This window comes from Nitrospira sp. T9, from assembly GCF_052156535.1.
Classification (GTDB): domain Bacteria; phylum Nitrospirota; class Nitrospiria; order Nitrospirales; family UBA8639; genus Nitrospira_E.
Window position 1 is genome coordinate 1 of the sequence record NZ_JBQKUP010000018.1, and the last position, 15,124, is coordinate 15,124.

The window sequence follows — 15,124 nt, forward strand, 5'->3', positions numbered from 1 at the left end:
TTCCTGCCCTTTGCTGAACAGCCACGTCGACTTGTCCGCCATCGAGCAGGTTTGACACGCCAGACACCGGTTGATGTTAAAGACAAACGCAAACTGCCATTTCGGATGCCGCTCCTCATACGGATACAGCATCTTTCGTCCCAGGTGCCAATTATACACTTCAGGCATTGTCGTCCTCCATTTCTATTGTTTGAATTACCGAGTGAACGAGAGGGAAACCCAAAGACATAATTTTCTTTGGGTTCCCCTAAACCCGTTCCTACACCTTAATCTTAATATGGTCACCCTTCAGCCATTTAATCATAAACTCATTCTCCTGGCCTGGGGTGAACCCGGTCCGAACCGGTTCCCACGGTCCCCGACCGCCGATGCCGCCGTCTTCCGCCTTGGTAATGCGGATGAGACATTCTTTTGGCACCGTGTTGACCGCATGGTTGTCCACCTGGTAACCAAACTTAAACTTCCAACCGACCGCATGTTTGCCCGGCAGCGAATCTAACTGCTGCATGGGCATTAACCAGTCACGGGTAAAGGACTGTTGCGCCCCATACCGGAAGTTCGATTGATAGCCGGTATCCAGTGCAATCGCCCGCCCGTCAGGCCGGGTTTCATGCCCCTTCACCGACTTCGCCGTGGATACATACGGCGCATGTTTGGCCATCGTGACATGGTACGGGAAGGCCGGGTTGTACTTTGCCCGGATCATCAACCGTGCCACTTTGTAATAGGGATCGCTGGGTTTCCACCCACGATACGGCCGGTCCACCGGGTTCCCATCGACGTAGACATAGTCCCCATCGTTGATCCCACGATCTTTGGCCGCTTGCGGGTTGATATGAATTTGATGTTCACCCACCCCCGGCGTCCGCTTATCCATTCGATAGGCATCGCCAAAGTTGGATTCATACATTTGGACCCAGTCATTCACCGACCATTGGCTATGCACCCGATGCCGGGTCTTCGGCGTCACACAATAGAACTGATACCCCTTCTCCCAGAGTGGATTGGAGTACCGTTTAATTTCCGCCCAGGGCAACTTGATGTTGCGGACGGTTTTATCGTCATGATGTTGCGCCGTGATCGGAATCCCATAGTCATCCGGCCTGACATACGGATTGGACGACATGATCGCATTGGGCAAGTATGGAGTGGCCTCCGTCCCTTCACGATGCGAGATGAAGTTTTCCCCATACTCAATGGCTTCTGGTTCCACGCGATAATTCTCATACCGGCCTGTGCGTGTCCACTGCGGTTTCGACTCGTTAGTCTCTTCCCAGAACGGGTGCCGTGGATAGGTTCGGCACATCACCATCCAGCCCTTTTCTGACTTCAACATCGTGTCCACATTATAGCCATAGGCCGTGCTACTGGCATCCAGCAACCGTTGGAGATACACGTCCACGCGATTGTCATAGACAAATTTGAAGTAATCGCGGAACCGGCCATCACCCGTCATTTCGCTGAGTTTGGCCGCAACGCCCGCCACCGTATCCAAATCGTTCCGGGTGTCATACAATGGTCTGATTCCACCCTTCCATACTTGGAACCACGGATTCGACACCGTCGCCGTATGCTCTGGATACGTAAATTCCATCCAGGTATTGACGGCAAACGAGACGTCGTTATGGTTGACATCTGACGTCATCTCCACATCCTGATTGACCAATGTTTCAATGTGTGGATCGACGTTTTTCACCATGTCGTAATGGTGCTTGGCGTTGTTTAACACGTTCACGTTGGCTACCCACCGGAATTTACTGGGGGTTGGCATATGCGTTTTCCCCGTAAACACCCGCCGACCATACTTCGGCGTATTCACAATCAACGCCGTATCGCCGTGATTCCAGTAGGCCACTTCTTCCCCGTAGTAATACCCTTTGACATGAATTTCTTTGCCATGGGCATTCGGGTCCAATGTGATTTTGAAGGGATTTTCTCCTGTGTGCGTCCCTAAACCGCCGCCGCCCCAGGGGGTGGCATTCCAAATTCCGGCCTTATAGTTACCCGCCCAAGTATGTTGGCCGGTCCCAAACTTCCCGACGTTGCCCGTCACAATCAATACCATCGCCGCGCCGCGGGCAATGATGGTTTGATGGAAGTAATGGTTCGTCCCTTCCCCGTTGTGAATGGCCGCCGGTTTAATCGTCCCTGAATCCCGCGCCCACCGGACAATCAAGTCCTTCGGACATCGATTGATTTGATGGACGGTATCCAAATCATAGTCCTGCAGATGGACTTGATACATCTGGAAAATCGGCATGACGTCCACTTCCCGGCCGCTGAGCAATTGCACCCGATAGGTGCCTGTCAAGGCCGAATCAATCCCGCTCTTTCGATAATGCCAGCCCACCAATTCCCGATGAAGGGGCACGGCTTGGTTCTTATTAAGATCCCACACCATAAAACCGCCCAAACGCGCAATGACATCAGGCTTCATGGTTTGCACTTTGCCGGAATACGAATTGGCAAAATCCGGGAACGCATAATCCTTAATCACTTCGCGTGGATCCAGGTATTGGAGGGTATCCGTCCGAACCAAAATGGGCATGTCCGTATACGATTGACAGAAATCATAATCGTACATGTTCTCGTCAAAAATGATTTTCAATGCACCCAAGAATAACGCTCCATCAGTTGCTGGTCGCACCGGCATCCAATAGTCAGCCCTATAGGCTGTGGGGTTATATTCCGGAGTGATGACCACCAACCTGGCTCCCCGCTCAATACTCTCCAGCTTCCAATGCGCTTCCGGCATCTTATTTTCCACGAAGTTCTTACCCCAGCTCGTGTTCAATTTCGAAAACCGCATGTCGTTCATGTCGACATCTGAAGCCTGAACACCATTCCAGAACGGATGAGCAGGATTTTGGTCACCGTGCCAGGTATAGTTCGACCAGTATCGGCCACCTTGCGCCTGATCCGGCTGAACCTTTCGAATGTAGGTGTCCAATAAGGCCCCGCAGCCCCCATTCATCCGGGTAATGCCCATTTTTCCGATAACCCCAAGAATGGGCATACCGGCTCTGAATTTAAATGCGCGAATAGCTGACCCTTTGGTCATTTCGATCATCTCCGGCGGATAGCCCTGCTCCCGTAATCTCCGAGCACCCGCTTCTCCGCTATACCGCTCTGCAATGATGATCATAGCTTTCGCCAAATAGGTAAAGGCGGTATCCCAGGAGACCCGCAACATATCATCCAAGTAGCGGGCGTTGAATTTATATTTACTCATGATAGAGGGGGTAAATTCTGGGCTTCCGTCATCCATCCAGGCTTTCCATCCCCGCCGCATCAAGGGACCTTTCAGCCTGTAGGGGCCATATACCCGCCGATGCATCGTATAGCCCTTCAAGCACATACGCGGATTATGCGCAAACGTTCCACGGTTGCCATAGAGGTCTTCATAGGTTTGATGATCGTAATTTTGCTCCACGCGCATGACGACTCCGTTCCGGACAAAGGCCCGGATACGACACGCATGCGTGTCATTCGGAGAACAACACCACGTGAAGGAACTGTCATATCGATATTGATCATGATAGACACGTTCCCATGACCGGTCTGGGTATTCCCCGAGAGGATTTCCAACTTCGATGACCGGCTGTAACGCCGTTAGGGCCAAGGCCTTATCGGCCAGTGCCACCGCTGCGACTGTTCCTGCTGAAACTTTCAAGAATTGCCGTCTAGAAAGAAACATTGCTTACACCTCCTAAGTGAGTGCAGGACATTAAGTCCATGATTTAATTCACCAATTCATACTTAAAACTCGTATCACCTCCTTTACAAAAATTAAGATTTTGGTCAATTTTATTATTTATTGATGGAATTCATTGTAAAAATTTCATTGTAAAAATGAAAATTTGCAAGATTTGAACCTTTTTCATTCAGCATGAAAATATCGTAAGTCGTTGTATAAATTATAAAAAATTCAATTACGATCTTTTACAAAAAACAAAATGATCCTAAATGGTAACGGCATCATTTATTTTCCAAAGCCAAAATTTCACTTAAAGTACAATAAATATCCATAAGTTATTGAAAAATAAAACTAAAACCACAATAAAAAATCATGCTATCCCACAACAATACCATTTAGTAACAATGCACTAAATGGTAACACCACTTAGCGCAAACACTATTCACCACTAATAACCATGGAAATCACATTAGGCACGAGCATGAGATTGATTCATTTTGCCAAATTGCTCATGCATTTGTTTGATTTTTCAGATATCCAAACCGGCGTCACCTTAATAACCCTTAGCTCAAAACAACAATTAGGTCCATGTAACCATTCAAATAGCTTACCTTCCAAAGAAATCAGTCCATTCTAAAAATTTAAAAATTTCATTAACGTATAGATAAAACACCATTTTTGGGACAATATTGACCCAGAGGGCAAACACTGCACCTAGGCGAAATCGGCGTGCATATATTTTGCCCAAAGGGGACCAGTATCCCATTGAGCGGAATCCACCACCTTCGAGGAAGCTTCCCACGAAGTGCTTGCTCTGTTCCATCGGGGGTAGCGGTAAAGACAAAACCCCATCGATTACAAATCCGATGGACATGCGTATCTACGCATATTCCTGGCTTTTTATATGCTAAAGTAACCACCAGATTAGCCGTCTTTCGCCCAACCCCTGGCAATGATAACAGGGCATCAATGGTATCAGGAGCTTTCCCGTGAAAATCATTGCAAATTTTTTGACTTATGCCCTTAATTTGCCTAGCTTTTACGCGAAAAAACGCAACAGGGAAAATAGTTTTTTCAATTTTTTTCACCTGCATTTTTGCCATTGAAAATGGGTCAGATGAAATTGCAAATAACCTCTTACTAGCCTCGGCGGTCACTTGATCACGAGTTCGCAAGCTCAAAACACAGGCAATCAGGATTTTAAAAGGGTCACTGCCTTGTTCGGCAAGGTGACTAAGGATTGGGGCAGGAAATGGCCTTATGGCCTTCTTAACCATGCTGAGGAAGACAAGATTGTCATCCTCACTCATACTTCCCTTTATTTAATTAGACTTGGAGAGAAAAATTGTTGAGAAATTGTGATGCTGCAGGAGTGGAATAGTTACAAGAAGGCTAAAACATCCTATTCTTTGAAAGCCATTTTTGGCGACGACGTGCGGCTTCACGCTCTTTACCCTTTTTCTTAACGCTAGGTTTTTCATAAAATCTGCGCCGTTTTAATTCACGAAATAAACCCTCTGCCGCTAACTTTTTCTTAGCGACTTTCAATGCTTTTTCAACGTTGTTATTGATAACTCGTACTTCCACGTGTCCCTCAAACTAAAGATTAAATCAACATTTTACAATTTACACTCCGCTTACGAGTCTGGCACTTTATCACGACCTGTAAGCCTATGCAAGACGAAATTAATTCACGGTTTTATAAATTTACCTTTAAAATCAAAGCACTAATGTTTTTACATATGATATTTTAAAATGATCACACTATGAATCTTTTAATGCGGCAACAATATCCAATACCATCTTTTTGCCATCCCCAAATAACATCAATGAGTTGTCCAAGGCGAATAATGGATTGGGAATTCCGGCAAAACCAGGGCTTAAACTGCGTTTTATTACCACAACGATTTTTGCCTTATCGACATCAATGATGGGCATTCCCGCAATTGGACTACTGGGATCAGTCCTGGCCAATGGGTTCACCACGTCGTTGGCACCAATAACTAGGACAACATCCACCTGATCAATGGTTTGGTTGATCTCATCCATGTCTTTCAGCGCATCATAGGGAACATCCGCCTCAGCCATAAGGACATTCATATGGCCTGGCATTCTTCCTGCCACAGGATGGATACCATATTCCACGGTTGTCCCACGGCTCTCAAGAAGTGCGGCCAGGCTGGCGACCGGATGCTGAGCTTGGGATACGGCCATCCCATAGCCAGGAACAATTACCACTCGCCGCGCGGCATCAAACAGCAACGCGACTTCCTCAGGAGATGCCGACTTAACTTTTCCCCCATACACTTCATCTGCGGTTTGTCCACCCTCACCTGAAGGCCCCATCACTCCAAACAAGACATTGGTCAACGAACGGTTCATGGCTTTACACATAATATGGGTAAGAATGATCCCGGACGCACCAACCAATGAACCGGTGATGATGAGGACATTATTGGAAAGCACAAAACCCGTTGCTGCGGCAGCTAACCCCGAATAGGAGTTTAATAACGCCACCACCACAGGCATATCTGCACCACCAATAGGAAGCACCAGCAAAATTCCTAACACAGATGCCACCCCAACCAACAACCAATACAGCGAGAAGTTCTCAGGACTTAAAACCACCCCAATGCTCAACCCAAGCACCAATAGGGCCAAGATAGAATTAATCACTTGTTGACCGGAAAACAAAATCGCATTTTCGGAAATCAGCCCCTTCAGCTTTCCAAAGGCAACCAGGCTACCCCAAAACGTGACGGCCCCGATTAATCCTGAGGCAGCTGTGGCAATCGTTAATTGAAAAATAGGTGAATCAGTTAACGAAGAACCTTCAATCAAAGCGGCTCCAGCCACAAAGATTGAGGCCGCGCCACCAAATCCATTCAAAAGGGCGACCATCTCTGGCATAGAGGTCATCTCTATGCGCATCGCCAACACCGCGCCAATGGCACCACCCACTACCATTCCCAAAATTATGTACTCATAACTGACAATGTGTCGATCAGTGAGGGTCACGACCACGGCCAGCAGCATTCCGCAGGCACCCAGGATATTTCCACGAACTGCTGTTCGAGGATGGGTAAGCCCCTTCAGGCCAAAAATGAACAGGACGGACGCAACGAGGTAAGAAAAATTTATAATAAAATCGTACATATGTTTTAGGTCTTCTTTTTAAACATGGCCAACATTCGATTCGTCACCATAAATCCACCAATCACATTAATGGACGCCAAGACCACAGAAAGAAAACCCAGAACCGTGGTAACCCACAGCTCTGTTCCTGCAGAAACAATGGCCCCCACCAAGGTGATACCTGAAATGGCGTTAGAACCTGACATCAAAGGAGTGTGAAGAGTAGGCGGAATCTTCGTGATGACCTCGAAGCCCACGAAGATCGCGAGGACAAAAACGGTAAAGGACATGAGAAACATTTCCATAACAATTCCCTCGTTCTTACGCCGATTAAGCAGGAAGTCCCAATACTTCTCGAATGCGTGGCTGAACAACTTCCCCATTGCGCGTCAACATGGTTTCTTTCGTAATTTCGTCGTTCATGTCAATTTGAATTTCCCCTTTTTTCACTAAATGGAGGAGAAAGGTCGCCACATTTTTGGCATACATTTGACTGGCATGAAACGGCACGGTTGAGGACAAGTTTTCAGGACCATGAATAGTCACACCATGCATAACGATAGTATGGCCAGACTTGGTCAGCTCACAGTTTCCGCCCCGTTCTGCAGCCAAATCTACAATCACTGACCCTGGGGCCATAGCCCCAACCATATCGGCCGTAATAAGAATCGGTGCTTTTTTCCCAGGCACAGCCGCCGTGGAAATCACCACATCACTAGTAGCAATTACTTTTCCTAACAACTCTCGCTGTTTCTTGTAAAAGGTTTCATCTTGGGCTTTGGCATACCCCCCTTTATCTTCCGCCGCACCTGTCTCCAAAGGCAGCTCAACAAACTTGGCGCCTAAACTTAAAATCTGTTCTTTGACCGCAGGACGAATATCATACGCCTCAACAGCAGCCCCTAACCGCTTAGCCACAGAAATGGCTTGCAATCCTGCAACCCCAGCGCCAATGATTAGGACCTTCGCAGGAGTCACCGTTCCGGCCGCCGTCATGAGCATTGGAAACATTTTTGGCAGCGAACTGGCCGCAATCAATACCGCTTTGTAGCCGGCCACCGTACCCATGGAGGAAAGGATATCCATGCTTTGGGCTCGGGTAATGCGAGGCATCAATTCTAAAGCAAAAGCCATGACCTCACGAGAAGCAAGGTCTTGAACCGATTGAGGGGCAGTCAAAGCTTCGGCCATTCCAACCAGCATCTGTCCTTTGCGAAAGCCTGTTAAGTCTGCTTGACCTTCGTCAAGGTTAGCTCCCAACAACCGCACTTGAACCACGCAATCAGCCTTCTCGAACACTTGTGCCCGAGATGAGGCAATGGTTGCGCCTTTTTCGACATACGCGGAGTCAGGATAACCCGCTTGTTCTCCAGCCTTGGATTCCACCACGACATCCATTCCCCCTTTTTTCAGCGAGGGAAGTACAGCTGGAACTAGAGCCACTCGGTGTTCACCAGGATACGTTTCTCGAAGGACGCCAACAATCATAAGGGCCTATCTCTTAAATATAAGGGTTGTGAGAACTTTACAATTTCCTTAGTCATCAGGGATTTATTAAACCCCTTGGCAAGCCTTGTGTTGATATCATAGGGATTCAAAGAGAATCAATGTGTCTTTGGATCTATGAAGAAGTGCGACTAACGGCCCAGCGCGAAAGACGAAACAGAGGCAACACGCCTCATGACCCCTCGAATGAAAAATCCCAGAACCTCACCACCGCCTCCGGGACCAAATTGATTCTTTCACTCAATCAATGACTCTTCGGTGGATAGAATGTCTGTGCGATTTCAGTCGCTAGAAATAACATGGCCCGGCTCTGGGTATAACATGCATGGCCGAATAAGTGCTGTCGAGGAGACTCCTCCGCCTGAACCCCATATTCCACCAACAGACATTGTCCGTCATTGGCACACCGTGTCCCACGCCGAGTACATTCCAGCCACCGCTCAAAGCCGTCATAGGGTTCAAAAATTTCTCTGAAATCAACATTGGCCTGCTCAGCCTCCGGATTATTCGGAACCATATCCGTGCCAGCCACAGCCAATTGCTGTACGTAATCCCCACCAGTTTGATAGGGCATTTCCCACGCAATTTGAGGTAACTCCATTTTCGCCAACCAACGCTTGCCATCAGTTCGAATCTCACGATGATTCACGAGATGCAGCAGATGACCAATTCCATCGGTATCCCAGCCGTAGCGAACCGGAGTTCCCAACGTCACGACATCGACCGATGCGCCTTTTAACGCGGTTTGATCCATGACAAGACCATACAAGCGTTCGAGCTGTTCGACGGACCGATCGGCTGAAGGGCTCGCTTGCCAGTATTTAGCCAAAATCTCAAAAACGCGCCCCCTCATTTCCGATTCCCCTCCGGCTAGAATATTCGACAATAAAGCCAGGACCTGACCCGCATGTCCATGGCCAACGAGAAGAAGCCGGTCATCCCTTGTTAGGTCAAGGCTAGAAACCCAACTTCGAAGATACATCAAAAGATGCATGGCGGCTTCGACGCGGCCAACATGATGATTAATTGAAGACCAAAGGTATCGACGACAAGGAATTGATCGGCCGCTCCCCTGAGTCAGGGCGAGTTCAAATTTCCCTACATACGACGAAGAAAAATTTCCTACTTCCTGAGCGAGTAGGTCTACCCTCCCGTAAGTTGGTTCATTGTTCGCTACAGGAGGGTGAATGGGATCATCTGGAAGACAAATACCGTTTGTAGTAGGGCGAAGGAGAGCCAGCAACGATTCTAGGCCAGATATTCCTCGGGAATATCCTCGTTTTAACCCTCCAACCTCATCCAATCTGGCCGCACCAAAGAGATCCATAAATGGCAGGCCATTGAGGAAGAGAATTCCCTTCACTCGAGATCGGGCCATCTGCTCGCCAACGCCACCCATCGCCTGGCCCCACGAAGGCGAATCTGAAACCGTTCCAGGTTGGAACGTTCGATAGCCTACCCGTACTCCAGGGTCCGACTTTGAATAATTAGCATGTTGGAAATTATTTTCGTGGGGCATTGGAAATCACCTGTGTGTAAGGCCCCATTCATAATGGATACCCTCCACCCAGGGCAAGAGATGCTTGAAAATTTTTGGTCTGCTAATTTAATGGGAAGAAAATCCTGGCCCTCACAGTTGGTTGACCGCCTGAAAATCTGCATGATAAGTTCAGTTTCGATCACTTTCCCCACAAGTGAGGGAGAATTCTCCTAATGATATACAATAAAGGTTCCTTCCCAATTTCATCTTTATTTTCTTGTCGTGGAGCAGGGCAGAAATTATGAGTACTTCCCAACTTCGTCCTCAACAACATCGTCGTGGTAAACTCATGCGGTGTGTTTTCCTAGCATGGAGTGTGGTCTGGCTTCCGCTAACGCTAATCGGAGGAACAGCCTCGATTGCTTCCGCCACACAAGCCGAACATATTATTCTGGTCGTGTTGGAGGGGATCAAATCATCATCCATCCAAGGTGGCACTACTCCAAACCTGGCTCAGTTAGCCAAGGATGGAGCTGTGACCTGGTCTGCTCAATCCATTACCCCTCCTCTCACCGTTCCGGCGATGGCTTCTCTGCTCACCGGCCTTCAAGTCGAGAAGCATCGGGTGACCGCCGCATGGGAAACGTACGATTTTGCACGTTCATTTATGCGCTCACCCACGGTCTTTGACTACATGGATCTGGCTGGTGGAAAAGATACGGGCGTCTTTCTTATGGATGAACGACTCTATCAATTAGTTCGACCGGAAATTTACGTCGACTCCCAAGTCTGTGGCTACACCAAACCCCAATGCACTCCCGAAAGAGCGTCGGCATATATCAAAGACTTTTTAAATAAAGTTACTAGTGAGAAAGGCTATGGCTTCCGGCTTTTTGGAGTGCCAAACCTCTTATTAGTACATCTGCCTACAGCGGTGAAGGTCGGGCAGAAATACGGATGGGATTCCGAAAAATATTCCGCTGCCTTACTGTCCGTTGATACCGCCGTGGAACAAATCATCCAAACGTATAAAGAACTTGGAGTTTTGGACAAAACCATGGTGATTATTACTGGCCTGAATAGCGGGCCTCTTTCACCCCCTACAGGGGGCGGTAAAACAGTCTCGACCAGTCTGACGACTCCAGAGCTAGATGCCACAATTCCCTGGATTGCCTGGGGCGCGAATATTAAAAGGAATCATCCCATTACCCAATCGGTCTCTTTATTAGATACCGGAGCGACTATCATGTATGCCCTGGGGCTTGAAACGCATACTGAATGGGACAGTCACGCAATTGGTGATATTTTCCAAGCTGTTCCAGAAAGACGGACCACCGATAATGAACCACAAACAAAACAATAAGACCTGGATTCGAACACACGTGCCTCGTCAAATCCGACATGGGATCTTCTGCCTGTTTATGATGGGCATTTCTCCTCTGCTTGTTCACGACGGGCACGCAGCAGATCCTATCAATCCTCTGTTGCGAGAGTTTCCTATTACCGTGAATCCGAGTGCCCTTGCCCCTCCGACATGGTGGCACGTACCCGGCATGACCCCGTTGATTTGGACCAAAGATCCCATCAGTAGTGATGCATTCAAAACATCAGAGACCAGAACACTGAGCCTCAAGCCCGGAGAATATCGTTTTGGGACTTTTACGTTTGATTTTTTATTCAAGGTAACCTTATCCGGAACCTTGGAATTCTCGCCCACCCTTGATCAATGTGTAGATGGACGAGGAACACAGGTCCTGACAATTCGTTGTAGCCATACGCAACCCTATCCACAAGAACCCGACTACCCGAAATAGGTCGGAAGGGATAAGAAGGAAGATCATGCCGAATTCTGTGCAAGACTGGATTGATGCCCTCGAAGATGCCGATGATGCCACTCGCGAAGAGGCCGCAAAGGCCCTTGCTGAAAAGGGTGATCCGAAAACGTTAGAACCCCTTCTGAACGCCCTTGAAGACGACTATTGGTCGGTCCGAACTTATGTCGGCTGGGCGTTAGCCAAAATTGGCGGAGAGAAGGCCGTTGAAGGTCTCATTACGCTTTTCAATGACAATATGATGGAAGTGCAAGCTGAAGCAGTAAAAGCCATGGCTTCCATGGGAAAATGTGTCATCCCGCAATTACTGACTTGCCTGAAAGACAAGCGGTGGCGGGTGCGAGAACAAGCCGCTAAAACGTTAGGTGAATTGCGTGACCCTCAGGCCGTACCAGGATTGAACCTGGTGTGTCGCGACCGGGATGGTGCAGTCAAGAGTGCCGCAGCCGAAGCCTTAGGAAAAATTGGAGACCCAAAGGCCATTCCAACCCTGATTAAATTATTTAAAGATACATCCAAGATCGTGCGGGAAACCGCCGGAACCGCATTGATGTACATTGGTAAAGAATCAGTTGATGCTCTATTGGAATCCCTCAAGGATCCTCATTTCGTTGTGCGCTGTCACGCCGTTCGGGCACTAGGGGGCATGACGACCGACTATCAAATGGGACGGGTGTGGGTTCGTGAGGCTCGTGTCGTCGATGCCCTGATCGACATGGTAAAAGACCCGGATCGAGCGGTTCGCGAAGATGCCACGATTGCCTTGGGCAATATAGGCGATGCCCGTGCAGTAGATGCCCTCATGGAAGCCATGAAAGACGGTACAGTTAAACGCCATGCAATTGCTTCCCTCGGCATGATCGGAGATCCTCGCGCCTATCCTCCCGTCCTGGATGCGTTAAAGGGTAAGGGCATACATCAAGAGGGGAAGCCAACCCCTGGCTGCATTATTAGCGAAGACCTCTTAATTAAAGAAGCGGCTGCTACAGCACTAGGTCATTTCCGCCATCCCAAAGTTATTCCGGATTTAGTGCTGTTACTCAAAGACCTGGTCCTTCGTGATTATGCCGCCAATTCCTTGGTGTTGATTGGAGACGCAGCGATTGAGCCACTCGTATGGTTCCTCCATGACCCGGATTTGTCTAAAGTTCAGCAAGAAAGCGAGCGAGTTTTGGCTTTTGCAACCACTCGAATGACGGCAGGTGGCGCCCTTAAAAAAACAGTCTTGGACACCCTTGATAAACTCGGGTGGAAACCAACTGAAGGCATTAGTAAAGAGGCCAGAGAGATTGAATATACCGACACCACTAATGTGTTAGGTGAGGGAGGAGAAGGCCGCTTTGGCAAGAGTGGTGACTTCGCTATGCCGGCCAAACCACCAAAAATCGAAAGGTAATATACCCCAATTCGCGTATCGGGGAGTGGCGCGTACGCTGGCGGAAGTTCTTTCCTCTGTTAGTCTCTTTGAAAGTGCAAAATTCCCCAACTGAGATGGCCACTTTTCCCCGCCTGAACCCAGTGCTGAAGTCCCACCTTCATAGAAGCGAGATATTCTTCCGTACAAACCTGAATGAGCGCATGGTGTTGTACCGTTAATTCCTGAAGTACTCGTCCATAATGCGCGGCAAGATTTTCAGAAAGATCTTCAATTTGAATTTCTTGAAACCCTAATTGGACGGCCAGCTGCCGATAATATTCAATCGACCCCAGCGAATCCAAATGGATACGATCTAAAATCGGTTGCAGCACATCCGGGGGACAGGTCGCACTCTTCATCGGATCGGTAAAAATAAACTGTCCGCCCTTGGCCAACACCCGATGAACCTCTTGAAACACCGTTTCCCGATTTCCGCTATGCAATATGGCATCCTGCGACCACACCACATCAACGCTCCCATCCGGCATGGGAATCGACTCAAAGTTCCCGTCTATGACATTAATCGCTAAACTAATATTCTCTTTCTGATTAAGCGCCCGATTCCGTTTATTTTGGACTTCACTCAAATTCAGGCATCCAACCTGGCATCCGTATTGTCTCACGAGATGACGCGCTGAGCCTCCGTACCCCGACCCAATATCCAACACCCGTTTCGTTGCATCAAGGTCCTTGACAGAAGCCGCCATTTTCTCCACGGTTCGTCGGCTCGCATCGAAAATCGAATCCTTGTCGGATACATATAATCCAATGTGGATATCTTCTCCACCCCAGATCGTGGCATAAAACCGGTCAGCATCCGAACTGTTGTAATAGTCTCGAGCCGTATCCACAGTAGTGGAATAATTCAGATTCCCGAATTTGCCCATGATCGTGGTCGGACGTTCCTCATTTTTATAGAGTTTTTCCGCCACATGCACATAAAAATCAGGGTCCTCAACTTTATGCGTTTCTTGAAAGTCGGCATAGGTTTTTACCTGCTGAAAGCCAACCTCATTCATGAGCCGACGCGTATATTCTTTCCGTAGCGGAAACATATTCAAATGAAAAGTTGCTCCATCGGGAAAGGTATACTTGAACCTTGCGAGTCCTTCATCAACATGTTCCGGCTCCGCACTGACATTGTCTCCGCAATAGTAATACACATGCTTAGAGGTAAACCCCTCATCTAAAATTCCATCGTAATTTCTTTGGTCCAGAATCAACACCCCATCGTGCCTCAGGGCGGTGTAAAATTCGGCCAGGGCTTTTCTCCGATCCTGCTCGGAAAAGAGATGAGTCAGAGAGTTCCCCAGACAAATCACCGCATCGTATTTATTGTGGATATCCCGGCTTAACCAGCGCCAATCAGCATGGATTGTTCGCATAATAAACCCGGCTCGTCGGGCATTTTCAAATGCCTGCGCTAACATTTCAGGGCTACCATCCGCACTCGTGACTTCGAACCCGGCACGCAAGAGCCGGATAGAATGAAACCCCGTTCCCGTCGCGACATCCAGTACCCGCCTGACGCCCCGTTCCTTCAAAATCCGGATAAAAAAGTCCCCTTCACTCGAGGCCCTGGCCTCCCAATCAATCAAGGCGTCCCATTTTTGGACAAAACTCTGCACATATTCCTGTTTGTATAAATCCGTTTTTCGTTGGGCTATGGGATTTTCCCCATACATTTGCTTGCTACCGGGCATCGTCGCTTTCTGAATCATTATCGAAACACCTCCTAGAGGGCTGTTGCCCTCACCACCTTTAGAATAATGGGTGCAAGTGAATATAGGTCTGGCGATTTCCTCTTTACAGTACGCAATTGCCAAAACCCGCACGGACAAAACCGTAGTGCGTCTCAACGGACCAGAAAGAAAAAGGCCTCCGAACTTCTCCTGCGAGCGTAAGGTAGGCCCGACTGTTACGTGTGAGAGTTTCAATCTAACCGGTTAGCCTCTTCTTCGCAACCCCTTTTTGACTACGTCCCCATTTTTATCAAGTCTAAAAATGGCCAATACCACACAGACAGTCGTAAAATCTTCATGAAAAAAAAGGGTTTT

The 15,124-nt window shown here is 48.2% G+C and carries 11 protein-coding genes; 3 read left to right on the forward strand and 8 right to left on the reverse strand.

Features of this window, described 5'->3' with window-relative positions; translation table 11 throughout:
• Positions 1-259: 259 nt before the first annotated feature.
• From ACTRXD_RS01150 to ACTRXD_RS01180, 7 genes are all read right to left on the reverse strand, one after another.
• Complete coding sequence (locus tag ACTRXD_RS01150) at positions 260-3,697, reverse strand: molybdopterin-dependent oxidoreductase (protein ID WP_442430045.1); 3,438 nt, start codon at positions 3,695-3,697, stop codon at positions 260-262.
• A 653-nt stretch (positions 3,698-4,350) separates the two neighbouring features.
• Entirely contained in the window at positions 4,351-5,007 is a 657-nt protein-coding gene (locus ACTRXD_RS01155) for an endonuclease III domain-containing protein (RefSeq protein ID WP_442430046.1), read from the reverse strand.
• A gap of 82 nt (positions 5,008-5,089) precedes the next feature.
• Positions 5,090-5,284, reverse strand: coding sequence for a 30S ribosomal protein S21 (gene rpsU / locus ACTRXD_RS01160; RefSeq protein WP_312645163.1), 195 nt, complete (start codon positions 5,282-5,284; stop codon positions 5,090-5,092).
• Between the two features lie 177 nt (positions 5,285-5,461).
• Entirely contained in the window at positions 5,462-6,853 is a 1,392-nt protein-coding gene (locus tag ACTRXD_RS01165) for an NAD(P)(+) transhydrogenase (Re/Si-specific) subunit beta (RefSeq protein WP_442430047.1), read from the reverse strand.
• Between the two features lie 5 nt (positions 6,854-6,858).
• A complete protein-coding gene (locus ACTRXD_RS01170; RefSeq protein ID WP_312645167.1) occupies positions 6,859-7,137 on the reverse strand; it encodes a proton-translocating transhydrogenase family protein in 279 nt (92 codons plus the stop codon).
• Positions 7,138-7,162: 25 nt separating this feature from the next.
• The gene (locus tag ACTRXD_RS01175) at positions 7,163-8,320 is read right to left on the reverse strand and encodes an NAD(P) transhydrogenase subunit alpha (RefSeq protein ID WP_442430048.1); all 1,158 of its coding nucleotides are present in this window, start codon (positions 8,318-8,320) and stop codon (positions 7,163-7,165) included.
• Between the two features lie 262 nt (positions 8,321-8,582).
• Positions 8,583-9,857 carry a hypothetical protein gene (locus ACTRXD_RS01180; RefSeq protein WP_442430049.1) on the reverse strand — a complete coding sequence of 425 codons (1,275 nt, stop codon included), beginning with the start codon at positions 9,855-9,857 and terminating at the stop codon, positions 8,583-8,585.
• 262 nt (positions 9,858-10,119) lie between these two features.
• Between ACTRXD_RS01180 and ACTRXD_RS01185 the strand changes: the two genes are divergently transcribed.
• Genes ACTRXD_RS01185 through ACTRXD_RS01195 form a run of 3 tightly spaced genes read left to right on the forward strand, consistent with a single transcriptional unit; the run spans position 10,120 to position 13,046 of the window.
• Positions 10,120-11,181: an alkaline phosphatase family protein gene (locus tag ACTRXD_RS01185; protein WP_442430050.1), complete on the forward strand. Its 1,062-nt coding sequence runs from the start codon at positions 10,120-10,122 to the stop codon at positions 11,179-11,181.
• A complete protein-coding gene (locus ACTRXD_RS01190) occupies positions 11,159-11,632 on the forward strand; it encodes a hypothetical protein (RefSeq protein WP_442430051.1) in 474 nt (157 codons plus the stop codon). Before ACTRXD_RS01185 ends, ACTRXD_RS01190 begins: the two co-directional genes overlap by 23 nt.
• A gap of 25 nt (positions 11,633-11,657) precedes the next feature.
• A complete protein-coding gene (locus ACTRXD_RS01195; protein WP_442430052.1) occupies positions 11,658-13,046 on the forward strand; it encodes a HEAT repeat domain-containing protein in 1,389 nt (462 codons plus the stop codon).
• A 59-nt stretch (positions 13,047-13,105) separates the two neighbouring features.
• Here the strand turns inward: ACTRXD_RS01195 and ACTRXD_RS01200 are convergent, their stop codons facing one another.
• Positions 13,106-14,788: a glycine/sarcosine N-methyltransferase gene (locus tag ACTRXD_RS01200; protein ID WP_442430053.1), complete on the reverse strand. Its 1,683-nt coding sequence runs from the start codon at positions 14,786-14,788 to the stop codon at positions 13,106-13,108.
• Between the last annotated feature and the right edge of the window lie 336 nt (positions 14,789-15,124).